The sequence below is a fragment of the Mycobacterium barrassiae genome (assembly GCF_025822765.1).
Lineage (GTDB): Bacteria > Actinomycetota > Actinomycetes > Mycobacteriales > Mycobacteriaceae > Mycobacterium > Mycobacterium barrassiae.
In genome coordinates, this window is record NZ_JACKUK010000029.1 from 160,403 (window position 1) to 185,005 (window position 24,603).

Sequence of the window (24,603 nt, forward strand, 5' to 3'; positions counted from 1 at the left end):
GCCGCGCAGGGCGCTGACCTGCTGTGTTTATCGTCCACAGGAGCCAAACGTTACGGCTCGAACGTACGACTCGAACGTACGGCTAAGAGCGCACCAACCGGGCGATGGCGGCCGACGCCTCGGCAAGCTTGGCCTCGGCCTCGGTGCCGCCCTCGGCGACGGCCTGGCTGACACAGTGGCCCAGATGCTCGTCGAGCAGCCCCAGCGCGACGGACTGCAGTGCGCTGTTGACGGCACTGATCTGGGTCAGCACGTCGATGCAGTACTTGTCCTCGTCGATCATCTTCGCGATGCCGCGAACCTGACCTTCGATCCTGCGCAACCGCTTCGCGTAGTTGTCCTTCTGCGGCGAGTAACCCGGCTCGGCGTTTTCCTCAGCCATCACTGCCCGCCTTTCAGCATCTGAGTCATCTGGGTGATCTCTGCCTGCTGCGAATCGATGATGGACTGCGCCATGCGCTTGACGTCCACGTTCTGGCCGTTGGCCACCTCGGCCTTGGCCATCTCGATGGCCCCCTGGTGGTGGCCGATCATCGACTGCAACCACAACGTGTCGAACTCCGGGCCGGACAGCGACCGGAGTTTGGCCATCGTCGCGTCGTCGACCATGCCCTGCATCGCACCGTGGTGACCGCCTGCGCCGTGCGAGGCGTCGTCATCGGGATTTTCGTCCCATTGCACGAGGAACACCCGCAATGCGTTGATCTCGGGCTGCTGTGCAGCGGTGATCTGGTTGGCCAGGGCGATCAGTTCGGGATCGGTGGAACGCTCGGGCACCAGGGCCGACAGCTCGATCGCCTGCTGGTGGTGCGGAATCATGTTCTCCGCGAACGCACGGTCGTCGGCGTTGAAGCCCGCAGGCTCCATGCTGACGGTGGACTCGCGGGTCGTACCCGCGTCGGTCTTCTCCTCCGAACTCGAGCACGCGGACAGGAACAGCGCGGCGAAGACGGCTAGGACAACGACGGGGACGAGGGCTGCGGTACGGGTGACGCGATCCGGCATGACGCCACCATACCGGATACCCCAGAGGGGTATAAATATCGGTTTGGCCGGGTGAAACACCGGGGGCATACTGGCTGCCATGCCCTCAGACTCCGCTAGCCCCGATATCAAGCCACGCAGTCGCGACGTCACCGACGGCCTCGAGAAGGCCGCCGCCCGCGGGATGCTGCGCGCGGTAGGCATGGAGGACGGCGACTTCGCCAAACCGCAGATCGGCGTCGGGTCGTCGTGGAACGAGATCACCCCGTGCAACCTGTCCCTGGACCGGTTGGCCAAGGCCGTCAAGGATGGGGTGCACGCCGCGGGCGGATACCCGCTGGAGTTCGGCACCATCTCGGTGTCCGACGGCATCTCGATGGGCCACGAGGGCATGCACTTCTCGCTGGTGAGCCGCGAGGTCATCGCCGACAGCGTCGAGACCGTGATGCAGGCCGAGCGCCTGGACGGTTCGGTGCTGCTGGCCGGCTGCGACAAGTCGCTGCCCGGAATGCTGATGGCGGCGGCCCGGCTCGACCTGGCGAGCGTGTTCCTCTATGCCGGGTCGATCCTGCCCGGTATCGCCAAACTGTCGGACGGCAGCGAGAAGGAAGTGACGATCATCGACGCCTTCGAGGCGGTCGGCGCGTGCGCGCGCGGACTGATGTCGAGGGAGGACGTCGACGCGATCGAGCGGGCGATCTGTCCCGGCGAAGGCGCCTGCGGCGGCATGTACACGGCCAACACCATGGCCAGCGCGGCCGAGGCGCTGGGCATGTCGCTGCCCGGCTCGGCCGCTCCCCCGGCCACCGACCGCCGCCGCGACGGGTTCGCCCGGCGCAGCGGCGAGGCCGTCGTCGAACTCTTGCGCCGCGGGATCACCGCGCGCGACATCCTGGTCAAGGAAGCGTTCGAGAACGCGATCGCGGTGGTGATGGCGTTCGGCGGGTCGACCAACGCCGTGCTGCACCTGCTGGCAATCGCACACGAGGCGAACGTGAAGCTGTCGCTGGAGGACTTCACCCGCGTCGGCAACAAGGTGCCACACCTGGCCGACGTCAAACCGTTCGGCTCGCACGTGATGACCGACGTGGACCGGATCGGCGGGGTGCCGGTGGTGATGAAGGCGCTGCTGGATGCCGGACTGTTGCACGGCGACGTCCTGACCGTCACCGGGCAGACCATGGCACAGAACCTCGCCCACATCGCACCGCCTGACCCGGACGGCAAGGTGCTGCGGGCGCTGTCCGACCCGATCCATCCCACCGGCGGCATCACGGTCCTGCACGGGTCGCTGGCGCCGGAAGGCGCGGTGGTGAAGTCGGCAGGCTTCGACTCCGACGTGTTCGAAGGCACCGCAAGGGTTTTCGAGCGTGAGCGGGCTGCTCTGGACGCTCTCGAGGACGGCACCATCACCGCAGGCGACGTCGTCGTCATTCGCTACGAGGGCCCCAAGGGGGGTCCCGGCATGCGGGAGATGCTGGCCATCACCGGCGCCATCAAGGGTGCGGGTCTCGGCAAGGATGTGCTGCTGATGACCGACGGCCGCTTCTCCGGCGGTACCACCGGACTGTGCGTCGGACACGTCGCACCCGAGGCCGTCGACGGCGGTCCCATCGCCTTCCTGCGGGACGGCGACCGCATCCGTCTCGACGTGGCCAAGGGCACCCTCGACGTGCTGGTCGATCCGGCCGAATTCGATTCGCGCAAGGTGGGTTTCGAACCACTACCGCCGCGCTACACCACCGGCGTGCTGGCCAAGTACACCAAGCTGGTGGGCTCTGCCGCCGGCGGCGCCGTCTGCGGCTAGCGCTACGTCAGCCAACCGCGAATTCGGCATATACCGCTGGCAGGAATCCGGCCAGGTGGTTCATCTCCTGCGCGCAGTGCACCATAAGGTCTCGCGGATCCGGTAGCTGGTGCGCGGCGATGGGCCGAATCACCGTGTCGGTCAGCGTATTTCCCTTCCGCAGCCCGATGTATGGCCCGCCCATCCAGAACCGGGACCGCATCTCGGTACCGTTCGCGGTGGCCCGCACGTGGTGTACGAACCAACCGATGTCGACAGGCACCTCCGAGGATCCCAGCCGGGCGCACACCGCGACGTCACCGCCGAGGCGCGCGGCGTCGAGCCCGATCACCTGGGGTTCCACGAATTGGATCGCGGCCTTCGCGTACGCCGACCCGAGGTACTCCTCGATCAACGATGTGCGCCCGACCCAACTGCCGTCGGGGCCGCCGTCACTCCAGCGCGCCGACGCATGCGCCCGCGGATGCCACAGCTTATAGCGTCGCGAATCGCTCCCGTGCCAGCCGAACCACCAGTCCCACATCGCGGGGCTGACACCCGGCATGTCGGTGCGCACTGACACCTGGAAGCCACCGCCACGCAGCTGACCGTAGCCGTTCTCGGTCTGCTGGTAGCCCTCGTCGAGAATCCTTCCCGCAGAATCGAATCCGAGCAGGGTCTGATCAGCCTGCGGACCGTGCTCCAGCGCGACCACCACATGCCTGGGCAGCTCGGCCATCTCCGGATTGAAGTACTTGCCCCACGGGGTGTCCGCGTCGCCATCGCGGTAGCCCAGATATGCGCTCATCACACCCGTCCCATCCACGGGTAGAAACGGCTGTCGGGATCGTATGCGGCGCGGGCCTTGTCCAGCCGCGCCATCGCCTCATCGGTGGCGAACCGCGCCGGCCGTTGGCCGAGATTCTCGTCGGCCAACTGGATTCCGGCCGCCAGGTGCGCCATTTCGGCCATGTTGGCCCGGGGCCAATCCGCGTACTTGTCGTCGTCGGCCTCGTCCAGCCAGCCCCCGTAGAGCGCCAGGTAGATCTCGGCTTCGACGCTGTAGGCCATGTCCTGGCGGGTCGGTGACGGTCCCCAGTTCAGCCACAGGAAGTGCGCCGGGTGCGGCGGCATGGTGTCGAGGATGCGTTGGATCCCCGGCATCAGGTCCTCCGCCGACGCCGACGTCCACATGTTGTCCGCGGAGTAGCGGTGATCCTCGAGGTAGTTGCCCATCACGGCGGTGTACCAGGTCGGTAGATCCGTTGGGGCGTAAGGGACTTTGGTGATGGCCTTGTCAATGGCCGGGCAGGTGCCCAGGAGCGCGAGCGCTTCCTCGGCCTCCCTCTCGTTGTCCGCGAACACCGGCGACGCGAGCAGGATCGCGGGACTGTCCATCCCGATATCCGGCACGCTCTTGGTGGCGAGGATCTGCAGTTCCACCCTGCGGTCGACGTCGGCACTGATAGCACGCGCCCAGGTGAACACCTCGTCGGCACAGTCGAACGGGTAGACGTACAGGCTCATGCCGCAGACGGCGGGCTTGGCGTACAGCTTGAGGTGAAACGCGGTCACGACCGCGAAGAAGCCGGGGCCCGCGCCTCGCGCCGACCAGTACAGGTCGGGGTGGTTCTCGGCGTCGATGTATAGCTTCTCGCCGTCTGCGGTGATCACGTCGAGACCGATCACGCTCTCGCACGCCGGCCCGTAGACCCGGCTGTTCCAGCCGTAGCCACCCTGGAGCAGATATCCGCCGATACACACGCCCTTGCAGTGACCGGCGGGGAAGAACAGGCCCTCGGCGTCCAGTTCAGCCGCGAGGATGCTGCCACCCTTGCCGGGGCCCGCCACCGCGACCATCTTGTCCTTGTCGATGGTCGCCTGATCGAACCCGTGCATGTCGAGCAGGAGACCGCCGTCGCGTAGATGGTTGGCCGCCCAACTGTGGCCGCCGGACCGAATGCCGACCTGGAGATCGTTGGCCTTCGCGTAGGCAAGTGCGGCGACGATGTCGTCGTCGTCGCGGGCCTGCACGATCACCGCCGGAAACCGGTCGGGCACCCGCTGGTTCCACACGGTCGAGCGCCGGGCGGTCTCGTAACCCTCGTCGCCGCGAACGAAGTATCGCCCTTCTGGAAGCGTCACCGGGACCTCCTAGATTCGCAATCCGAATCTCTGCGGTCCGGATTGCGGATCAATATAGTGAAGGAGTGACGCGCGCGGACCAGAATCGACCAACTGATTTCGCACGTTCAGACGGCATTCAGGTGCTGCGTCGCGCCGCTGCCGCCCTCGACGAGATTGCCGCCTCACCTGGGCAACTTCGGCTGGTCGACCTCGGCGCCCGGCTCGGCCTGGCCAAGTCGACGGTGCGCCGGCTGCTGGTCGGCCTGGTCGAGATCGGGTTCGCGTCCATCGACGAGGACGGCCGGATCAGCCTCGGCGAACGGCTGCTCGCGCTCGGCGGCGCCGACGACGCGAGCCTCACGATGCAGTTTCGGCCGACGCTCGACCGGCTGGCCCGTACGACGGGCGAAACAGTGGATCTGTCCGTGCTACGCGGCCGACAGATGCTCTTCATCGATCAGGTCCAGTCCACCCATCGGCTGCGCGCGGTGTCGGCAGTGGGCATGCGGTTCCCGCTCGAGACGACGGCCAACGGCAAGGCTGCGCAGCAGCTGCTGGGTGATCCGACGGCGAATCTCAGCGGTATCGCGTTCGATCGCGACGAGCACACCGCGGGTATCTCGGCGGCCGGGGTCGCCGTCAGGACGGTTGGCGGTCACATCGTCGCGATATCGGTGCCCGCGCCCAGCGAGCGGTTCAACGCGAACGAGGCCCGGATCGTCGACGCGCTGCGCGAATCCGCCCAGGCGCTCGTCACCTGACCATGGCGACCGCGAAACCGTCCCAGCCCTTGGTGCCCACGGTCTGGATCGCCGCGGTGTCCAGCCGTGGATGCGCGCCCATCATCTCCAACATGTCGCGCACAGCACGGGCCTGATGGTCGTCGGCCGCGGGATCGAGGACTCGGCCGAAGCGAGCGATGTTGTCCACCACGATGATCGAGCCGGGGCGGCCCAGCTTGATCGCCCACTCGACGTATGCGACGTTGTTCTCCTTGTCGGCGTCGATGAACGCCAGGTCGAAGATCTCGCCGCGCTCGGCCAGGTTCGGCAAGGTGTCCAGTGCGGCGCCGACGATCACGTCGACGCGGTCCTCGACGCCGGCGCGCGCGAGGCTCTGGCGAGCCACTTCGGCGTGCTTCGGTTCGAACTCCAGTGTCACGACATGACCGCCGGCGCCGACGGCGCGGGCCAGGTTGATGGTGCTGTAGCCGGCCAGCGTGCCGATCTCCAGGATGCGGGTGGCATGCGTCGCCTTCGCAAGTAGATACAACAGCCTGCCGTGTTGTGCCGACACCTCGATCGCTGGCATACCCGCCGCATCAGCCGCTGCCCGCGCCGCCGCCAGAGCGTCGTCCTCGGTATGCAGCAGTTGATTGAAGAGCTGATCAAGCTCCTTCGGGTCGGGCCCTTCCACACGGGACACGTTATCGGACACCCTCTTTCGCATAGACCACCCGCAACACATGGCCGACCTCCGGGCCCATTACCGCTCCCGCCAGTTCACAGAACGTGGCGATGAACTGGGGCCCGTGCGGCGGCTCGGCGGTGCACAGGTGGTGGGCGATCTCGTGGAGTACGACCAGCTCGCGTAACGCCCAGGTGGTGCGGCCTTCCGGCACGGCGATGACCGCGCCGTCGTCGTCGCGTTCGTAGTGCGCTGCGGTGACCCCGCGCCTGGCACGCACGGTCAGCGGTCCCCTACCGGGCCACGACTCGCGGACCACCGCCATCCCAAGCACGTCGTCGACGTAGCGCTGCACCGACTCCATCGATGCGAAGCGGCCCTCCGGCGGCAGCGTCAGCTGTGTGCCGAAGAAGTCGACCATCCGGTTGCCGTGCTCGGCGGCCCGGTCGAACAGCGTGCGGACGAATTCCTCTGCAGCGTAGACCTTCGACCGCTGGGTGTCCCTGGCGGTCACCGCTCCACGGCCGCGCGCGCACCGCCCAGCTCGGGGCTGGTGCCCAGCCGGGCCTTTCGTCCGGCGCGATCGCCCGCGCGCCGCGCCGCGGACGAGTACCCCGCCGTCGCACTGGTGGCCCGCCACGTGCCCCGGGCTTCTGAGGTCTGCCGGTAGAAGTCCTTGAGCTCGATGTCCTTGTTCCGCAACGCGATAGCGGTGCCCGGTCTGCTGTCGCGCCCGTTGGTGGCCTCCCGCTGCGCCTCCTCGCGCGCCTCGGCCAGCCGCTTGCCGATACGTGCGCCGAACGCGAGCTGGAAGTTGATGCGTGCGGTGATGGTGGGCGTCGGACGGTGCGCGCCCGACGCGATGTAGGCCTCCGATGCCCGCACCATCTGCGTGACCAGACTGGCGTAGAGCGCATGGCTGGCATCGATGTCCTCACCGAACCCGTAGGCGTAGACGAAGGTCGAGTTCGACGCGACGTCGCACTTCACATCGTTGGCCATAGCGATCACCGTGAACAGCTGCACGTAGGTGCGCAGCCCGCGCGTCCCCGCGTTGCCGATCGTGATGGTGCGCTGCACCGGTGTCTGCGCCTTGGTGCGGTTGGACGAATGCGACCGCGCGACCGCCAGGTCGATCGATGTCGCCGTCGCCAGCCGCTGCGCGGTCGCCATGAACGCATCGGCCTCGTGTGTGTTGTCGGTCCCCTCCGCCTGCCGGAGCAGCGCGGCGATGCGCGCCAGCATCTTGTCGTCAGTCATCCGCGATTCCCCACCGCTGTTCGCGAGTCAGTCATGGGCGCCAGATTAGGACTACCTGCCGACAAAGGCGTCGAGCGCATTGGTGAGTTGTGGAGAAAGTGGATCCTGCTTGGCGTAATTGGCCACGTTGTCCGTGGGATCGTCGCGCAGCACGTGGTTGACGCCCTGGAGTTCGACCACCGTCAGTGCGGTGTGCTTGAGCGCGTCGACGAGCGGTCTGATGGATGTGCACGTCGCCTGCGCATCCGCGTCCGAGCACGTCAGCAACACGGGCATACCGGCAGGGATCTTGGCGGCCAGGGTGAGCGGATCGATCTTGTCGGCCTCGACGACGGCCTTGACGTTGCCCTGGTTGAGCAACGCCCCGAGCCCCTCCGGGAGATTCTCCGCCGCGGTGCCCTCGGTGCGGACCTGCTCGACGGCGGCCAGCCAGGTGTTGAGCGCCTCCGGCGAAGCGCTGGCACGCACCCGGTTGGTGATGATGTCCAGGTATCGGCCCGGCAGCGGTTGAAAAAGGCCCAGCGAGTGGATCTTCGGCGCGTCGGCGCCGGTGTCGGTCGCCAGTGCCATCGCGTGGATGGTGCCTTCTCCCACGGCGTAGACGGAGATGCGGGCCTTGTCGGTCCCGGGTTGCTCGGCCAGATAGCTCACCGCGGCCTTGGCGCCGGAGGTGTAGACGGAGCTGACGACGTCCGTGGGGCGCTGCGCGTACGGGCCGAGACCCGTCTTGCCTGTACCGACCTTGTCGAAGCGCAGGCTGGCGACGCCCTTGTCCGACAACAGTTCAGCGAGTTGACGCATGTTGCCGACCGGCCCCGCGACGGCGTTGTCTCCGTTGCGGTCGGTGTTGCCGCTCTCGGAGATCAGCAGCGCCGCCGGTCCTTGCGCGGCGTCTTGCTGGTGGCGATAGGTGCCGTAGATGGTCAGGCCGTCGGCGGTGAACGTGACGTCCTCGTCGACCCAGCGGGGCGCATCGTCGGACGACCCACACGCCGCCAGGACTAGCGCCAACGAAAGCAGAACGCCTGCAACGGCTTTCAAAGCTTGGCCTCGATCCACGAGGTGACGTCGTCGAGCACCACTGCTTTTTCGGGCTCGTTGAACACCTCGTGGTACAGCTCGGGATACACCTTGAGGTGAGCGTCCTTCGACCCGACGCACTCCAGGAGGTGGTGGCTGCCCGCGACCGGGATCAGCTTGTCCTGCTCACCGTGCACGACCAGAAGTGGCGCGGTCAGCGCGCCGGCACGCTGGGGCATGGTCTCGCCGACCTTGATGAGCGCCTTGGCGATGCCCGCAGGCAGCTTGCCGTGATGCACCAGCGGGTCGGCTTCGTAGGCGGCGACCACCTCGGGGTCGCGGGACACCGCGTCGGTCGGGAGTTTCTCGACGGGCAGGCCCGGCAGGATGCTGCCGACCGCCTTGGCGACGCCGATCATGAACGACGACACCGCGTCTTGGGCGTAGACGGCGGGACCGGACAGCACCATCGCCGTGTAGTCGTCAGGATGTTCGACGCCGTATGTGAACACGACGCCGCCGCCCATGCTGTGGCCGACCACGATCCGCGGCAGGTCGGGATGATCGGCGGTCGCGATGCCGACCAGGGTGTGGAAGTCGCCGGTGTACTCGTCGATGTTGCGCAGGTACACCCGCTTGCCGCCGGATCGGCCGTGCCCGCGAAGGTCCAGCGCGTAAGTGATCAGCCCCGCCTCGCCGAATCGCGCAGCCACGTGGTCGTAGCGGCGCGCATGCTCGGCGTATCCGTGACAGAGCACGACGACGCCACGCGGGGCCACCTCAGGGGTCCACACGTCGTAGACGATGCGGACGCCCCCGATGCCGTCGAAGGTGCGTTCGCTGCGGGTAGTTGCCACGAAGGGAGGGTATCGGGCGCCGGCAGAAACGACGGTGTTGGTTGTCACCCCCACTGATTAAGCTCGGCGAGATGACAGTCCTGGCTCACAATCTCGACGACGGCAGCGCCGAGGACGCGTTCCTGGCGGATGCCCAGCGATATCGCCGGGAGCTGCTCGCACACTGCTATCGGATGACCGGGTCCCTGCACGACGCCGAGGATCTGGTGCAGGAAACGTACCTGCGGGCGTGGAAGTCGTATAAGGGGTTCCAGGGCAAATCGTCGGTCCGCACGTGGCTGTACCGGATCGCGACGAATACGTGCCTGACGGCGTTGGACAACCGCCAGCGGCGACCGCTGCCGACCGGCCTCGGTGCGCCCAGCTCGGACCCGGTCGACGACATCGTCGCGCGCGAGGAAGTGCCGTGGCTGGAGCCCATCCCCGACGATTCGACCGACCCGTCCGACATCGTCGGTTCGCGCGAATCGGTGCGGCTCGCGTTCGTCGCAGCGATACAGCACCTGTCCCCCCGGCAACGCGCGGTGCTCGTGTTGCGCGAGGTACTGCAGTGGAAGGCCGCTGAGGTAGCCGACGCGATCGGCTCATCGACGGCCGCGGTCAACAGCCTGCTGCAGCGGGCACGGGCGCAACTCGACGCCATCAACCCCAGCGAGGACGACCGTCTCGAGGCGCCGGAGTCGGATGAGGCCAAGGATCTGCTGACGCGGTACATCGCCGCGTTCGAGAACTACGACATGGACAAGCTCGTCGAGCTGTTCACCGAGGACGCGGTGTGGGAGATGCCGCCGTTCGACGGCTGGTACCAGGGCCCGCAGAACATCGTCCTGCTGTCGAAGACGCACTGCCCGGCCGAGGGGCCAGGGGATATGCGGTTCATCCCCACGGTCGCCAACGGCCAGCCCGCGGGCGCGATGTACATGCGCAACCGCGAGACCGGTGTCCACGAGCCCTTTCAGATGCATGTGCTGGCCGTGACCCCCGACGGCATCTCCCACGTCGTCGCGTTCCACATGACGTCGTTCGCGAAGTGGGGCCTGCCCGACACGCTCTAAGTCGACGCGCTCATCGGGCCAGCCGCTCGGCGACCTGCCGCGCCATCACGCCGAACGCCCGCAGTTGTTCAGCCGGCATGCCGTCGAACAGGGCGCTGCGCACCAACTCGACATGTCCCGGCGCGGCCAATTCCAGGGCAGCACGACCGCCGTCGGTGATCTCGACGGTGGCGCCGCGCCGGTCGTCGTCACTTCCCTGCCGTTCCACGAGGCCGCGCCCGCGCATACGTCGCAGTTGATGCGACAGCCGGCTCTGTTCCCAGGCCAGCACCTCGCCGAGTTCGTTGATCCGCAGCGGCCCGCGCTCGGTCAAGGCGACCAGGACGTCGTAGTCCGCCAGCGAGAGCTCACAGTCCTGCTGGAGCTGACGGTGCATCGCCGTCTGCAGCCGGCTGGTCATGGCCAGATAGTTGCGCCAGATCTGCTGCTGTTCGTCGGTCAACCACACGGAATATATGACACATCATGCAAGTTGTCCTGTCCAGTGGCCGCCCCTAGGCTGGGCCCCGAGCGAGAGGATCGCGATGACCGCCCCGACAGTAGACATCCGCCGCGCCGACGACCGCGCGAAGACCAGGATCGACTGGCTCGACTCCAAGCACTCCTTCTCGTTCGGCAGCCACTACGACCCCGACAACACCCACCACGGCCTGCTCCTGGTCAACAACGACGACATCGTGAAACCGGGCACGGGATTCGAGACGCACCCGCACCGTGACATGGAGATCGTCACCTGGGTGCTACGGGGATCGCTCGTTCACCAGGACTCGACAGGGAACTCCGGCGTGATCTATCCCGGCCTGGCTCAACGGATGTCAGCGGGGCGGGGAATCCTGCATTCCGAGAAGAACGACTCCTGGACGTTGACGGGCGGGCAATCGCACACGGAGCCCGTACATTTCGTGCAGATGTGGGTGATCCCCGACGAGTCCGGCATCGATCCCGGTTACCAGCAGCTCGAGATCGATGACGAACTGCTGCGCGGCGGCCTGGTGACCATCGCCTCCGGAATCCCCGCACACCGCGATCAGGCCGCGATCAGCATCCGCAACAGAAGCGCGGCACTGCACGGCGCGCGCCTGCAGGCGGGCGAGAGCGTCGAATTACCCTCCGCGCCATACCTACACCTGTTCGTGCCCCGCGGTGAGGTGATGCTCGAGGGCGCGGGCACGCTGCACGAGGGTGACGCGGTGCGGTTCACCGCTTCCGGCGGCCAACGCGTCACCGCCAGCGCACCCGCTGAGATATTGGTCTGGGAGATGCATGCGGGTTTGGCTGCGGCGTAATCGGATTGGGGCTTGCCTCGCCAGTGTGGCACTGCTTGCGGCGTGCTCGACAGCTCCGGATCCCCAGAGCACAAGCCCTGAACCGCCGCCGTCCGCCGGCCCGACCACCGCTTCCGCCCAAGGCCTGTCCCCGGTGCCCGTGCAGGTGCCCCCCGACATGGCGCAGGGGCCATTCGATGAGCCGCGGCAAGCGCTCGTGCCGCAGGGTTGGACGATGTCGGTGTGGGCTCGGATGCCGAAACCCAGGTTCGCGGCGTGGGCACCCGACGGCGTACTGCTGATCTCCGTACCGAGCACCGGTGAGGTCGTCGCGTTGCGCCCGACTGACGACGGGCCGACACGATCGGTGCTCCTCAAAGGACTCGACCAGCCGCATGGCATGGCGTTCGCGGGTGACACCTTGTACGTCGCGGAAAGCGATCAGATCGATGTCTACGACTACATCGACGGCGCCGCGGTCAACGGGCGGACCGTAATGGCCGGACTCCCCGACGCCGACAGCCAGGACCTTCGCGGCAGCTATCACCATGCGCTCAAGAGTGTCGTCGTCGGCGAGGACGGCGCGGTGTACTTCTCGATCGGGTCCAGGGGGAACATCACGGCCGATGACCGCGACGCAGACCCGCCGCGCGCGACAATCATGCGAATTCCTCCAGGCGGCGGACCTGCTGAAGCGTTCGCGACCGGCGTCCGCAACGGCACGGGGCTGGCGATCGCGCCCGACGGGTCGGTGTGGACGGCGGTCAACAACCGCGACAACGTCGCCAATCCTGAGACCGGTGAGGTGGACCCCGAGTACGTCGACGAGCATCCGCCGGAATCAGTCGCCCGCCTGACCCCGGGCCGTGAATTGGGGTGGCCCTACTGCAATCCCGACGGCGGGCCGGCGAATATGCCGTTGATCCGCGACGTGCAGACGAACGCCGACGGCAGCCGGATGGACTGCGAGTCGCTGCCGCCCATCGAACAGAGCCTGGGTGCGCACGCAGCGCCCCTGGGGATGAGTTTCACCGAAGGCGTCCTGCCGGAGCCGTATGCCAGCGGGGCGCTCATCGGCGTGCACGGGTCCTGGAACAGGGAACCGCCCCGTGAGCCCGAAGTGGCCTTCTTCGCCTGGCGCGATGGTGAATTGGGCAACCAGCAGACGCTCGTTGGCGGCTTTCAGTCCGCCGACGGCTCACGGTGGGGCCGGCCGGTGGCCGCGGCCACGGGACCGGACGGCGCGGTGTACATCACCGACGACTACGCCGACGCCGTCTACCGGCTGGCCCCGCCGCCGCGCTAACGGACCGAGTGGTCCCGCTTCCCGGTGATGCCGACGTAAATGGCGATCAGCACGATCGCGATGACGACACCGACGAGGAACGGGATGAACTCCCACCCACCGTTCGAGTTCGAGTAGCCGAGCTGGTAGGTCAGCCAGGTCCCGAGGAATGACCCGATAGCGCCGAGCACGATCGTCATGATCACGCCGATCGCCTGCTTGCCCGGCATGATGAGGCGAGCGAGTGCTCCCACGATCAAGCCGACCACGATCGCGCTGAGAATGGTGCCGATCATCTTTTCTCCTCTATAGGTAGCCGGTTGAGTACCGACGTCAACTGTTTCTCTGTGTCATTGGCCAGCTTTTCGAAGGCCAGCTTCATGACCGGGCTGAAAAGTGATAGCCACCCGTGCATTTCGAGCTCGTTGCGATAGGTGATCACCGAACCCGTGTTGGCGGCGTCGATGTAGATCCGCTCGACCGACGTCGCCGACTTGTTCTTTCCGACGAACACGATGGTGCTGTCGGACAGGCTGTCCAGGGTGTAGGTCAGTTCGGTTGTCACGCCGAAGATCCGCGAGACGTTGCGCCAGGATGCGCCTTGTTGGATGGCGCCGCTGTCGGTGCGAGTGCAGATCTGTGTGCCCGGATCCCACTCGACGGCGTTGGCGAAATCCTTGAGGTAGCCGATGACCTGATGCGGCGGGGGGCTGACCGAAAACGTGCGCGACACGGTGGGCATGCGGTGCGGTTACCCGCTTCGCGCGGATATAACCCGCGGGCTCTCGGGGTTGCCGACGGCGTGATCGTCGGTCGAAATCCGATCGTGATCGACTTGTTACGAAAGTTGACAGGGTTGCTGGCGAGGTTAATGTGATCTCAGTTAGCTGTCTTGAAGGGGCCACATTGTCCAGTCCAGTGACGATATTTCGGCGCTTCGCGGCATGGGTCGCCGCGCTGATGTCGTTCGCTGCGTTGTCGACGACAGCCGCCCCGAACGCCGGCGCCGCGAGCGGCCGGGATCTGCTCGCCGGCGCCATCGCGAACACCCGCGGTTCGTACCTCGTCTACAACTTCGGCGGCGGCCATCCCGCGCCGATGCTCAACGCGGGCGGCAAGTGGTACGAGATGAGCAACGGCGGTCGGCTGATGATCATCAAGTCGGCGTCACAGCGGCTCGCCCCGCGACTGCTTGTCGATTCGCACCGCGGATATCAGTCCCGCTGCGAACGCGATCCGCGCGCACGTACCCGCGAGGGACTGCTACAGGCGTCCGAGATCTTCTCCCCACTGCAGGCTTGGCAGGCGTTGGGTCAGCCGACCATCGCCATCAACGCGAACTTCTTCGATATCCGGCCCCAGAAGGGTGGCTCATGGAAGTCGACCGGCTGCAGCTCGCCGCTGGGGGCCTACGTCGACAACACCCGCGGACAGGGCCGCGCCAACACCGTGGTGACGGGCACCCTCGCGTACGCGGGCAAGCAGGGCCTGTCGGGCGGCAACGAACACTGGAAAGCGTTGTCCACCATGATCCTTCCTGTCGCCGGGGCGCCGTTCGTGCTACCTCCGAAGAGTCCCGACGACTACGACGCCGCCTCCCCCGTCATTCAGGACCTCATCGACAAGGGCACTCGATTCGTCGCCGTCGCTGGCATCGGGTTGTTGTCGCCGGGCGATACCGGTCAGCTCAACGACGGCGGTCCGAGCGCTGCGCGCACCGCCCTCGCATATAGCAGGGGCAAGGACGAGATGTACGTCTTCCAGGGCGGCAGCTACACGCCGGATCAGATCCAGGATCTGTTCCGCGGCCTCGGTAGCGATACGGCCGTGCTGCTCGACGGCGGGGGTTCGTCGTCAATCGTCCTGCGCCGCGACACCGGCGGAATGTGGGCGGGTGCCGGTGTGCCGGACGGTAACTGCGACACACGTCAGGTGTTGTGCGACTCCCGTGAGCGCGCGTTGCCGAGCTGGCTGGCGTTCAACTAGGCGGCAGCGCCCGAGGAATCACTGCCCGACGAACCACTGCCCGACGAACCACTGTCGGAGGAACCAGCGCCCGACGTCCCGGCGTCCGAGGCGGAATCGGTGGCCGCGCCCGCGGAGGTGTTGGTGGCGGCGACATCGGCGGCAGCGTGGCGTCCGCCGCCGGAACGCTTCGGGGTGATCCCGCCGGGGCGGAACGCATTCGCGGTGTCCCGAATGATCGATCCGCCGGAACCTTCCGTCTCCGTCTTGGCATGTCGGGGTGTGGACGACCCAGACGAGTCGTCAGGCTTGGCGTGCCTGGGTGTGGACGACCCAGACGTGTCGTCGGGCTTGGCATGTCGCGGTGTATAGGAGTCGGAGGTGTTCTCGGACTTGGCGTGCCGGGGTGAGTACGAGTCAGACGCGTCGTCGACGTTGGCATCGCTCTGGCTGACCGTGTGGTTCTGGCTGACGGTGCGCTCGTTGGAATTCGCTTCCTCGCGGCCTCCTTCGACGTTGACTGTGCCTTCCGAAAAGACCGTGTCCTCCGAAAAGACCGTGTCGACCTCTTCAGCGTCGACCTCTTCAGCGTCGACCTCTTCAGCGTCGACCTCCACCTCGAGAGCAGCCACCTCGGAGACGTTTTCGTCGAGCGTGGCCTTCTCGACGAGGAACCCCTCGACCTCATCGAGTTCCTCACCGCTCGACTCTTCCTCCGCGCTGAAAAGCGCTGCCTCTAGGAGTGATTCGTCGTCCTCGGCCTCCTCAGTAGACTCCGTAGCCACGAGGTCGTTCTCGGACGAGGACGGGTCTTCCTCGTCCCCCGGCGGGGCCACCACAATGGAACTCAGTGCGCCCGCCACTGCTCCGAACAGGCTGCCGTTGAGCAGGTTGGAGAGGGTCGCCAGCACATTCGGGGTGGGGGGAGTCGGGTTCCCGCTGAGGAATTCCCGGTAGAAGCCGACCACCAATTGGGTCAGTATCACCCCGATCACAAAGCCCAAGTCGAAAGTCGGGCGGGTCGCGAACGGTGTTGGTGTGCCTGCGTCGGCGAACGATCGTTCGAACGCACCTGTCGCCGGGTTGTAGAACACGTCCGTGTACCCGAGGTTGACCAGGCTCGTCAACGCGGGCGCCAACGCGTTCGCCAACCTGGTGATCCAGTTGAGCTGCGGACCACCCATCATGTTGACGGCGTCCCCCAACAGGTACAGCGGTTCGAGCAGCGGCAGTGTGACAGGCGGGATCGTCACGTACAGGTTGAGCGCCAACGGATTTCCCTCCGCGGCGCTGGCCGTCGCCTCGGCGATTTGAGCGTCGACCTGTTCCCGGACGGCATCGAAGTCGAGGCCGCGCAGCATGTAAGTCGGAAACAGCCCCGCCATGACGTTGTTGGCCAGCGAGAACAGATTCGGGGACGCTGCGAGGTCAGACAGCGGATGGTACGCAACACCGATGTCGATCAGCATCGGAATGATCGTCGCAGTGCCGTTGGTGGTTATCTCCGTGACCGGATTGACGACGTTGATGTCTGTCGAGTCGAACATCGGGTAGAAGCGGGCCAGCGCCCCGCCGTTGGGGCGGGCCGGATTGAACAGCAGGAGCATCGGCAGCACGGTCACGCTGCCCTGCGCCGGATCGCCTGTGTAGTTGAGGCCGCCGGGCTGGTTGGGTAGGTCGGCAACGACCTTGTCGTATGCCGTTGCGATGGCGAAAGCACCCAGTCCGACGCCCATCGTCACGGGCACCCGCACCTGGGTTGCCTCCGGGGCGTCGACCGGCAGGTTGTCGATGACCGCTTGGAGTTGGTCGATCAACGGATTGCCCGGCTGCGTGTCGGTCAGCCGCTCAACGACGGTGCTGAGCAGGCCGTCGGCACCGACCTGCAGGTAACCGGTGTTGTTGATCTCGTTGGCGACAGAGTTGGGCAGTCCGGGTACCCATCCGAGATCCACGCCGAGCATCTTCAGCAGCGTGAAGACCGGACCTGCGGTGACGACGTTGAGCCCTGGAATATCGCGATCTTCGAGATCGAGCGGATCGCTGAGATCGAGACCGACCAGATTGAGCAGGCTGAGCAGGTCGCTGACTCCACCCGTCTCGGGGTACAGCTCTTCCAAGGCCTGAAGCACGAGAGGCGTGGCCTCCCCGTAGACGCCGCCCAGCGACTGGCCGAGGTCGATGGGGATCTGGCCCAACACCTCGCCGAGCGCCGAGCTGAGCAGGAGGTTTGGGTTGGCCAACGCGCCCTTGACGATCTCGGGGAGATCGATCCCCGCCTCCTGCAACACCGCAGCGCGGTTGTTGCTCTCGACGATGGCGCGGATGATCAGGTCTGCATTGGTCTGGAAGGCGTCATAGGAGGCGGCATCGGGGCCGAACGTCAGATCGGAGAACTGCCACGGATTGACGGTCGCCGTCAGGTTGAAGTTTCTCTTGACCAATCCTGCGGCGGTGTTGTCGACCTTGGGTTCGGCAGGGACTCCGACGGTCAGCGCGGCGGCGGTGGCGGTTGCTGCGCCGATTGCCCCGACACGCTGCGAGGTGCGGACGACCCGTCTTTTGGGCGAACGGCGCACTTTGCGGTGCTTGCCTGGCATCTAACCAGCCTTCGACCCCCGTGATCTTGAACCTCCGGGAGGCACCGTAACAGGACCGTAAAATTCTGGCTAACGTTTCCAAGAATTCTTGCGCACGGAATGTGTTGGGACTGTGCCTATTCCTTCAAAAAGCGTCGCGAGCTGTGAATACAGCAACTTGTCAGTTTGCCAGCGCCCGCGCCGCAGCCGTCGCGGTCTGATCGACGTACCCGGCCCCGAACAGCGCCACATGCACGAGCAACGGAAACAGCTGATGCAACGGGACCCGCTCCTGCCAGCCGTCGGCAAGGGGATGCTGGCGCTGATAGCCCTCGAGGACCGCACCCAGAAATGGGCAGCCGAACAGCGCCAGCATGGCCAGGTCGGTCTCCCGGTGGCCGCCGTGCGCCGCGGGGTCGATGAGCGTGACGCCACCCGGCGTCCACATGACGTTGCCGCTCCACAGGTCGCCGTGCAGGCGGACCGGGCGGTCGTCATCGTCGAAGTCGCCGCGTTGGCACCGGTCGATCACCGCCTCGATCGCACCGCGTGCCGACGGCGCCAGGAGGGCGGCGGCGCGTGCGGCCATCGGCGCCAGCCGCTCACGGGCGTAGAACGTTCCCCAACTGTCGAATCCGGTCATCGACATCGGGAGTGGATGGTGCAGCGGCCCGAAGAAGCCGGCCCCGGTCCATCCGGCCGGTGGCGCACCGAAAGCATCGGCGCCGGCGTCGTGGGTACGAGCCAGCCGACGGCCGAACTCGTATGCGGCGTCACGGTCGGGCCGAACGGACACGAGACGTTCCAGCGTCAGACTGGACTCGTCGTACCCGATGACACGGGCACACGGCACCCCACCCTCGGCAGCTGAAAGCCACTGCAGCCCTGCAGCTTCACAGGCGAAGAAGCCCGCGGGCGCGTTGGGGTTGCGTTTGACGAAGGTCGGCATCCTACGGTTGGCCGGTCACCTTCCGTAGCGCGACGTCGCGCACTTTTGTGGGTAGCGCTGTCATCAACGCCACCTGTGCCTTGGGGGCGAGTCCGACGATGTAGCGGGCGCGGGGCCGACGGGCGGTGAGCGCCTCCTCGACGACGGCGGACACCTTCTCGGTGGGAACGGCGATGCGCTGCGACATCGGGATCATCTTCTTGAATCCCGCGATGTGCCTGGCGTAGAGGCTCCTGTGCTCGGGCGTAAGACCCGCCTCCAGTTCTGCCACCATGTCGTCCGCGGTCCGCCACATGTCGGTGTCGGTCTGTGCGGGCTCGACGACGATGACGCGGATCTTCCAGGGAGTCAACTCCATTCGCAGTGCGTCGGCCGCCGCCTCCAACGCGAACTTGCTGGCCGCATACGCACCGACCAGAGGCATCGACATCCGCCCGTTGACGCTCGAGATAAACACGATGCGGCCACGGGACTTGCGGAGCCGCGGCAGCACCGCGCGAGTGACGGCGAACTGGCCGATGACGTTGATCTCCAGTTGTTTTCGCCACTCCTCGGTGCTCAACGTCTCCATCGCACCGCCGACGGCGATACCCGCGTTGTTGACGACCGCGTCGAGTCGCTCCGGAAGCGATGCCTCCAAGGCCGCGATGTCGTCGGACGAGGTGACGTCGAGGATCACCGACGACACCCGTTGCGGGTCGAGCTTGGTGACCGCGTCGGCATCTTCCCGGCTGCGTACCCCGGCGATGACGTCCCAGCCGCGGGCGGCCAGATGTTCGACGATCCCCTTGCCGATACCGCGTGATGCGCCCGTGACGAGTACTGATGGCATAGGTGGAGACTAGTGCGCCCGCCGTCCACCGAACCAGAAGATGGCCGCGCTGCTCGCCACCACGGCGGCGGCCAACCCGATCACGGGTGCGACCGCGAACCGCGTCAGTGTCGCGCCGAGCGCGGCGCCGGAGAGGATCGCGAAGATGACGCTGAACCGCAGCTTCTCGCGCTCACCGGTGCCCCCGGCCAGGCGACTGTCGAAGCCGATCCCCGAGATGGTCGTCGTCAGGACGGTGGTGGACAGCTCCTGGATGCCGAACTGGCGCGCCGTGGAGTTCTGGATCCCGAACGTGACCGCCAGCCCCGCGATCAAAAACAGCTTCGTGCGGTCGTGGTAGTCGAGGATTCCCGAGCCCGCCAGGATCGCCAGCGCGACAAGCAAAACGACCTCGAGGGAGAGGGCGACGGCGAGCCAGTGCCTGACCTCGCGGTCGAGGTGCCGAGCCAACCGGCCGCCGAGCACCGCACCGATCACGAAGCAGAACACCGCGACGAACGCCGCGGTCACGTCCACCACCGTGGAGGGGGCCAACCAGAAGCCGAGGAAGATGGCGTTGCCCGTCATGTTCGCGACGAACACATGGCCGAGCTCCAACACACTGACCGCATCGACGAGGCCGGTCGCGAACGTCAGCAGAAGTAGGGCGAGGTACGTCAGGCGTGAAGAGACCGGTGATTCGACGGCCACGGGCGGCGGATCGTCCGGCCTACAACTGCGGCGTGAGATCGAACGACGTCACGGTGGACATCTTGGTGATCAGCCACTTCGCGTCTTTGCGCTGCATCGTCAGCCGGTACGACAGGTAGCGCAGCGACGGGATGTTCTTGGTCACCGGGCTGGTGGCCACGGAGTTGGTGTACACGAGCGCGGTGGCCTCGTCGGCGGACAACGACTCCACGGCCGCACCCATCACCTGGGTGGTGTTGGTGACCTGCGCCTGCTTGTTGGGCGCGACGATCGCGTCGATGTACTTGCGGTACTCGTTGGCGAAGTCGCCACCCAGGAACACCTCCGCGCGGTCCGGCAGCGACTCCATGTTGTCGGGCGTGTAGGTCCACAGCGTGGAGATCGCGCTGGCCGCCGTCCTGGCGACGTCGAGCTTCGTGTCGACGGCCGCGCGCTCGGCCAGGTACGGCTGCAACGTCGCGCCCGCGAAGGCGGCGCCGCCGACGAAAAGGACTGCGGCGACGATGGCGGCGACGATCAATCGCTTACCTGCGGGGCGATGCGGAACGAGGACGCGGCCCTCGCCGGGTTCGGAATCCTCGGCCTCGACGGGCTCCTCGGAGGCGACGGTTTCGGCCGGCTCCGCAGGCTCGGTGGTGGTCGGCTCGGGCTTTCGCGCCTGGCGGGCACGTCGCGCTTTGCCGACGGGCTTGGGCGGCGTCGGGGCGATCTCCTCTTCCGGCGGCTGCTCGGAAACCGATTCGGGCTCAGTGGCTTTCGGTCGGCGTCGCAGCGAGAACCTCCGACGGCGTGGTTCGGCCGGCGATGAGGCGTCCGCCGCTTCGGCGTCGGTGGTCAGATCACCTGGATCAGCTGGCTGATCTTCCACTGCTGTCCTTCCTTGATTGCCGTTGCGACCCAGCGGTTTCCGCTTTCGATCGTCGACTTCCCGTCCGGCGACTTCGAACTGATCTTCGTGGCGACCAGGACGTCGGCGCTGCCGTTGTCGTTCCAGCGTTGGACACCCGCTGCCACCACGGTGCCGGTCGTCGGCTCCGCCTGTGCAACCTGTATCAGGATCTCGTTCTGCTTCTCCTTGAACATGCTCGCGAACTCACCGGTGCCTTCGCCAAGAATCCGTTCGACGTACGCGTTGGCGTTGAACGGATCCAGCGTCGTGTACGTCGTCATGAACGCCTGGACGTAATCCAGCACTTGGGCGTCATTGGCCCTGGTACGGACATCGCTGCGATGGCTGAGGAACATCAGGGTGCCCGCGGTCAGCGCTGCCGCGAGCAACAGCGACACCACCGCGGCGAGTACCGGCAGGCCCCAACGACGCGGTGGTTGTGGCTTCACCTCGAAGAAGTCGGGCTCGTCGGCCTCGATCTTGCGCCGCGGGCTCATTGGCCACCCGCTTCCATCAGTGGTTTCTTCAAGACCGTGAGATTGCCGACCTCCCATTGACCGTCGCTCGACTTCTCGAAGTCCACCCGCAACGTCGCGGTGATGAACTTCAGATCCTTCGGATCGGTACCGCGCTGGCCCTGCAACGCGACCAACATCGCCGCCTTGTCCGCCGACGCCGACAGCACCGCGCTGCTGACGGCCCAATACTCGTTGGAGGTCGCACCGGCCTGGAGCACCGCCTGCTGTTGCGCGATCAACTGGTCCCGGTAGCCGTCTGTGGTCAGCGACTGTGCGCGTGAAAAGTCTTGCGGCAGAGTGTCCTTGGTGTAGCTCAGCATCTGCTCGACGATTCTTGGTCCCTGCTCGGCGATCTGCTGGCGGGCGATGTCGACCGCCCGCTCCGGCCGGTACACCATCGCATAGCTCAGTCCGACGGCCAATGCGCACACCACCGTCGCGGCGATCAGGACCGCCCCCGTCGGCCTGCGCACATCGCGCGGTGTGCGTTCGACAGCGTGCACCTCGGTGCGGAGCAGCAGATCGGCGAACGTCCGGCGGCGACCATCCCACAGCGGCCAGAGCCACCCGATGAACAACGCCGCGGTGTCCAGGAGGTGCGCCACATCGCGGCCGACCAGCCGCAGCACCCCCGGTGCGGCGCCGTCGCGCGTACGCACCGCGATACCGAAAAGCGCTCTGCCCAGGCTCCATCCGGTCATCGTGGGAAGCAGCAGACGGTTCACCGCCATCGCCACGATGGTCAGCGCCGCCGTGCCGACGAAGACCCACCACAACCAGCCGCGCCACGGTGCGCTCCACGCCGACACCGCCATGGTCGCGATCACCGCGACGCCCAGCAGCACGTCGATGGCGAACGCGCCGGCCCGGGCCGGCCAGGTCGCCAGCGGCGGTTCGGGCGTCACCGCGGTGTCGGGCTTCTCGTCCACGGTGTCCAGTACAGCGGTCACGAGGTGACCTGGTCCAGCTTCGCGATTTTGTAGGTGCCCTCGTCGGGCGCCATCCGCAGCCGCAGCCGGTAGCCCTGCTCCTGGTCGGCGGCCTCGGAGTTGGTCACCTTCACCCGCACCGCGACCATGACGTCGAAGGAGCCGTCGTCGTTGTGACGTTCCACGGCGGCCCGCATGTCGGACACCTGCACCTTGACGTTCGCCGCCTGGTAGGCGTCCACCAGGACACCGCTGTACAGGCTCGCCTGCGCCCCGAAATCACCCGTCGAGCATTCGATGATCTTCGACTGAGCGGCGGTCATCGCCGTGACATCGGGCGCATGGGTGGCGGCCACGCAGTCCCTGGCGGCCTGGAGGGCGGCGGCCTCCTTCAGCGCGTTCTCCTCGCTCTGCTGGTTCGCCTTCAGTGCGAGATAGCCGGCGACCCCGCCTGCGGCGGCGAGGATCAGCAACGTCGCACAAATACCGGCGACCCAGCCGCGGCCCAACCGCGACGGGCGGCGGGTGTCACCCGGTTCGGCGGGGGCTTCTGCGGTCTGCGGCTCTTCGGGTTCGGTGGTTTCTGGCTGTGGGGATACTGCTAACGACTCGTCGGGCGCCTGATCAGCATCGGTGGGGTTCAGCTGGCGGGTGCCAGCATCTCCTTCCATCCGTCGTCTCCTGGGGTCTTTGAATTGCTGACGTTGTACCTGACGCCGTCAGGTCCCACCACCTGACCGCTAGCTGGGCTGTAGACGGCCGTGGAGCCGGGAGGTCCTGGTGCCGGAGTGTAGATGCACGGGTTGGGTTGTTGTCCACTGCACGTGACGGTGCCCTGGCCGGGAGGACTGAGCGGGTCACTGATCGGCGCGGTGGACTGCGGCGGAGGCAGCTGGTCGGCGGGCATGGGGTTCATGCCGTTGTTGACCGAAGGGGCCGGGATGACACCGCGCCCGGGATTCACCCCCTGGTCGCAGCGCGCACCTGGCGCGGGGCAGGACAGGATCTGGTTCGGATCGCCGTACCACGGGTTGGTGCCGAGCGGAACGTACGGTTCGTTGCTGCGGCATTCCATCGGGGTGGCCGCCCGCTTACCCGGCACGTCGACGCACGGGTAGTTGCGCGCACCGCGAACGACGTTGCCCTGGTAGTCCTTCGGGATCTTGCAGTAGGTGTTCTTGGGCAGCGGCGCCATGCTGGTGTCGGCAGGCGACCGCCATTCCGACGCGGGCAGGAACCCGGTGAGGCACGGCGGCGGCTGGTTGATCGACAGCGCGAGAGGCAGCTGGCCGAGGTCTTCGAACAACGTGCCCGCCTGGCTGGCCGCCGCGCCCTGCGGCAGGATCACCAGCGTCTGCTCCAGACCCTTGTTGTACCGCTTGAGCATGTCGATGACGATCGACAGGTTGGCCAGCGTTTGAGGCAGCGAATCCCGCACGCCGGTGAACACCGCGTTCACCTGGTCCGCGGTGGGCGCCGCCTGCTCGAGACCGCTGCGCAGCGCAGCGTCCTGCTCAGCGGCCTGCGAAGCGATGATGTTCAAATCGCGCGACCACTGTTCGATGTTGTCGCCGGACTGCACCTGGCTGTCCAGGATCGGCGCCGAGTTGGCGATGATGTCGTCGACCTGCGGCAGGTTGTCCCTGAAACCCTCGGCGAGGTTGGTGGTCGAGTCGACGAGGCGTTGCAGCGACGGACCCAAACCGCCTACGGCGTTGGCGGTTTCGGTGAGGAGGGCGTCGATCTTCTCCTTGGGCAGCACGGACAGGCCGTCGTTGGCCGCGTCCAGTGCCGGACCCACCTCGCTCGGCACGGTGCTCTCGGTGATGGTCGAGCCGGGACTGAGGTACTGACCGGGATTACCGGTCGACACCAGGTCCAGATACTGCTCGCCGATCGCCGACACCGAATGCACATTCGCCGTCGCGTCCGCGGGAATTTTGTACCGGTTTTCGATGCTCATCGTCGCGTGCGCACCGGTCTCGGTGGGCACCACGCTGGTGACCTTTCCGATCTGCGTGCCGCGGTACGTCACGTTGGCCGTGGCGTACAGGCCACCGGAACGGGGCAGTTCGGCGTGCAGTTCGTACTGTCCGATGCCCACCAGGCTGGGCAGGCGCAGGTAGTACCAGCCCAGCACCACGACCGCGATGACGGTCAGGATGGTGAACAGCACCAGCTGGACCTTGATCAATCTGGTCAACAC

Annotated in this window: 27 protein-coding genes; 6 read left to right on the top strand and 21 right to left on the bottom strand. The window is 66.5% G+C overall.

Features of this window, described 5'->3' with window-relative positions:
• Window positions 1-82 precede the first annotated feature (82 nt).
• Both ricR and H7J93_RS20410 read right to left on the bottom strand, forming a co-directional pair.
• Complete coding sequence (gene ricR / locus H7J93_RS20405) at window positions 83-382, bottom strand: copper-sensing transcriptional repressor RicR (protein ID WP_267308127.1); 300 nt, start codon at window positions 380-382, stop codon at window positions 83-85.
• Window positions 382-1,005 carry a DUF305 domain-containing protein gene (locus H7J93_RS20410; protein ID WP_267308128.1) on the bottom strand — a complete coding sequence of 208 codons (624 nt, stop codon included), beginning with the start codon at window positions 1,003-1,005 and terminating at the stop codon, window positions 382-384. Before H7J93_RS20410 ends, ricR begins: the two co-directional genes overlap by 1 nt.
• A gap of 79 nt (window positions 1,006-1,084) precedes the next feature.
• Between H7J93_RS20410 and ilvD the strand changes: the two genes are divergently transcribed.
• Window positions 1,085-2,791 (top strand): dihydroxy-acid dehydratase, encoded by a 1,707-nt coding sequence (gene ilvD, locus H7J93_RS20415; RefSeq protein WP_267308129.1) that lies wholly within the window; start codon window positions 1,085-1,087, stop codon window positions 2,789-2,791.
• 7 nt (window positions 2,792-2,798) lie between these two features.
• Here ilvD and H7J93_RS20420 read toward each other — a convergent pair whose 3' ends face one another.
• The gene (locus H7J93_RS20420; RefSeq protein WP_267308130.1) at window positions 2,799-3,578 is read right to left on the bottom strand and encodes a DAPG hydrolase family protein; all 780 of its coding nucleotides are present in this window, start codon (window positions 3,576-3,578) and stop codon (window positions 2,799-2,801) included.
• Entirely contained in the window at window positions 3,578-4,915 is a 1,338-nt protein-coding gene (locus H7J93_RS20425; protein ID WP_267308131.1) for an FAD-binding oxidoreductase, read from the bottom strand. The genes H7J93_RS20420 and H7J93_RS20425 overlap by 1 nt, the downstream gene beginning before the upstream one ends.
• A 65-nt stretch (window positions 4,916-4,980) precedes the next feature.
• Here H7J93_RS20425 and H7J93_RS20430 point away from each other — a divergent pair, with 65 nt between their 5' ends.
• Window positions 4,981-5,658, top strand: a complete 678-nt coding sequence (locus tag H7J93_RS20430) for an IclR family transcriptional regulator (protein WP_267308132.1) — start codon at window positions 4,981-4,983, stop codon at window positions 5,656-5,658.
• Here the strand turns inward: H7J93_RS20430 and H7J93_RS20435 are convergent.
• The 5 genes from H7J93_RS20435 to H7J93_RS20455 are packed head-to-tail and all read right to left on the bottom strand — an operon-like array spanning window position 5,651 to window position 9,441.
• A complete protein-coding gene (locus H7J93_RS20435) occupies window positions 5,651-6,346 on the bottom strand; it encodes an O-methyltransferase (protein ID WP_267308133.1) in 696 nt (231 codons plus the stop codon). The genes H7J93_RS20430 and H7J93_RS20435 overlap by 8 nt on opposite strands.
• Window positions 6,324-6,818, bottom strand: coding sequence for a TIGR04338 family metallohydrolase (locus H7J93_RS20440; protein ID WP_267308134.1), 495 nt, complete (start codon window positions 6,816-6,818; stop codon window positions 6,324-6,326). The genes H7J93_RS20435 and H7J93_RS20440 overlap by 23 nt, the downstream gene beginning before the upstream one ends.
• A complete protein-coding gene (locus H7J93_RS20445; protein WP_267308135.1) occupies window positions 6,815-7,564 on the bottom strand; it encodes a DUF2786 domain-containing protein in 750 nt (249 codons plus the stop codon). The genes H7J93_RS20440 and H7J93_RS20445 overlap by 4 nt, the downstream gene beginning before the upstream one ends.
• A gap of 51 nt (window positions 7,565-7,615) precedes the next feature.
• Complete coding sequence (locus H7J93_RS20450) at window positions 7,616-8,605, bottom strand: alpha/beta hydrolase family protein (protein WP_267308136.1); 990 nt, start codon at window positions 8,603-8,605, stop codon at window positions 7,616-7,618.
• Window positions 8,602-9,441 carry an alpha/beta hydrolase gene (locus H7J93_RS20455; protein WP_267308137.1) on the bottom strand — a complete coding sequence of 280 codons (840 nt, stop codon included), beginning with the start codon at window positions 9,439-9,441 and terminating at the stop codon, window positions 8,602-8,604. The genes H7J93_RS20450 and H7J93_RS20455 overlap by 4 nt, the downstream gene beginning before the upstream one ends.
• A gap of 71 nt (window positions 9,442-9,512) precedes the next feature.
• Here H7J93_RS20455 and H7J93_RS20460 point away from each other — a divergent pair, with 71 nt between their 5' ends.
• Window positions 9,513-10,496 (top strand): sigma-70 family RNA polymerase sigma factor, encoded by a 984-nt coding sequence (locus H7J93_RS20460; protein ID WP_267308138.1) that lies wholly within the window; start codon window positions 9,513-9,515, stop codon window positions 10,494-10,496.
• A 10-nt stretch (window positions 10,497-10,506) separates the two neighbouring features.
• Here H7J93_RS20460 and H7J93_RS20465 read toward each other — a convergent pair whose 3' ends face one another.
• Window positions 10,507-10,953 carry a MarR family winged helix-turn-helix transcriptional regulator gene (locus tag H7J93_RS20465; RefSeq protein ID WP_267308340.1) on the bottom strand — a complete coding sequence of 149 codons (447 nt, stop codon included), beginning with the start codon at window positions 10,951-10,953 and terminating at the stop codon, window positions 10,507-10,509.
• 67 nt (window positions 10,954-11,020) lie between these two features.
• Between H7J93_RS20465 and H7J93_RS20470 the strand changes: the two genes are divergently transcribed.
• Both H7J93_RS20470 and H7J93_RS20475 read left to right on the top strand, forming a co-directional pair.
• Complete coding sequence (locus H7J93_RS20470) at window positions 11,021-11,782, top strand: pirin family protein (protein ID WP_267308139.1); 762 nt, start codon at window positions 11,021-11,023, stop codon at window positions 11,780-11,782.
• On the top strand, window positions 11,760-13,067 hold the full coding sequence (locus tag H7J93_RS20475) for a PQQ-dependent sugar dehydrogenase (RefSeq protein ID WP_267308140.1): 1,308 nt from the start codon (window positions 11,760-11,762) through the stop codon (window positions 13,065-13,067). The genes H7J93_RS20470 and H7J93_RS20475 overlap by 23 nt, the downstream gene beginning before the upstream one ends.
• On the opposite strand, the gene H7J93_RS20480 is transcribed toward H7J93_RS20475, so the two are convergent.
• The gene (locus tag H7J93_RS20480; protein WP_267308141.1) at window positions 13,064-13,342 is read right to left on the bottom strand and encodes a GlsB/YeaQ/YmgE family stress response membrane protein; all 279 of its coding nucleotides are present in this window, start codon (window positions 13,340-13,342) and stop codon (window positions 13,064-13,066) included. The genes H7J93_RS20475 and H7J93_RS20480 overlap by 4 nt on opposite strands.
• On the bottom strand, window positions 13,339-13,788 hold the full coding sequence (locus H7J93_RS20485; protein WP_267308142.1) for an SRPBCC family protein: 450 nt from the start codon (window positions 13,786-13,788) through the stop codon (window positions 13,339-13,341). The genes H7J93_RS20480 and H7J93_RS20485 overlap by 4 nt, the downstream gene beginning before the upstream one ends.
• Before the next feature lie 218 nt (window positions 13,789-14,006).
• Between H7J93_RS20485 and H7J93_RS20490 the strand changes: the two genes are divergently transcribed.
• Window positions 14,007-15,032, top strand: a complete 1,026-nt coding sequence (locus tag H7J93_RS20490; RefSeq protein ID WP_267308341.1) for a phosphodiester glycosidase family protein — start codon at window positions 14,007-14,009, stop codon at window positions 15,030-15,032.
• On the opposite strand, the gene H7J93_RS20495 is transcribed toward H7J93_RS20490, so the two are convergent.
• The 9 genes from H7J93_RS20495 to H7J93_RS20535 all read right to left on the bottom strand — a co-directional run bounded on the left by H7J93_RS20495 (window position 15,029) and on the right by H7J93_RS20535 (window position 24,603).
• On the bottom strand, window positions 15,029-17,611 hold the full coding sequence (locus H7J93_RS20495; RefSeq protein WP_267308143.1) for an alpha/beta hydrolase family protein: 2,583 nt from the start codon (window positions 17,609-17,611) through the stop codon (window positions 15,029-15,031). The two genes, H7J93_RS20490 and H7J93_RS20495, sit on opposite strands and share 4 nt — an antisense overlap.
• Window positions 17,612-17,771: 160 nt before the next feature.
• Window positions 17,772-18,539 carry a fructosamine kinase family protein gene (locus tag H7J93_RS20500; protein ID WP_267308144.1) on the bottom strand — a complete coding sequence of 256 codons (768 nt, stop codon included), beginning with the start codon at window positions 18,537-18,539 and terminating at the stop codon, window positions 17,772-17,774.
• 1 nt (window position 18,540) lies between these two features.
• Complete coding sequence (locus H7J93_RS20505) at window positions 18,541-19,371, bottom strand: SDR family NAD(P)-dependent oxidoreductase (protein WP_267308145.1); 831 nt, start codon at window positions 19,369-19,371, stop codon at window positions 18,541-18,543.
• Between the two features lie 9 nt (window positions 19,372-19,380).
• Window positions 19,381-20,061 (bottom strand): YoaK family protein, encoded by a 681-nt coding sequence (locus H7J93_RS20510; protein WP_267308146.1) that lies wholly within the window; start codon window positions 20,059-20,061, stop codon window positions 19,381-19,383.
• Between the two features lie 19 nt (window positions 20,062-20,080).
• Window positions 20,081-20,929, bottom strand: a complete 849-nt coding sequence (locus H7J93_RS20515) for a mammalian cell entry protein (protein WP_267308147.1) — start codon at window positions 20,927-20,929, stop codon at window positions 20,081-20,083.
• A complete protein-coding gene (locus tag H7J93_RS20520; protein WP_267308148.1) occupies window positions 20,896-21,447 on the bottom strand; it encodes an Rv1363c family protein in 552 nt (183 codons plus the stop codon). Before H7J93_RS20520 ends, H7J93_RS20515 begins: the two co-directional genes overlap by 34 nt.
• The gene (locus H7J93_RS20525) at window positions 21,444-22,418 is read right to left on the bottom strand and encodes an RDD family protein (RefSeq protein ID WP_267308149.1); all 975 of its coding nucleotides are present in this window, start codon (window positions 22,416-22,418) and stop codon (window positions 21,444-21,446) included. The genes H7J93_RS20520 and H7J93_RS20525 overlap by 4 nt, the downstream gene beginning before the upstream one ends.
• Complete coding sequence (locus H7J93_RS20530) at window positions 22,415-23,068, bottom strand: Rv1363c family protein (RefSeq protein WP_267308150.1); 654 nt, start codon at window positions 23,066-23,068, stop codon at window positions 22,415-22,417. Before H7J93_RS20530 ends, H7J93_RS20525 begins: the two co-directional genes overlap by 4 nt.
• Window positions 23,038-24,603 (bottom strand): MCE family protein, encoded by a 1,566-nt coding sequence (locus tag H7J93_RS20535; protein WP_267308151.1) that lies wholly within the window; start codon window positions 24,601-24,603, stop codon window positions 23,038-23,040. Before H7J93_RS20535 ends, H7J93_RS20530 begins: the two co-directional genes overlap by 31 nt.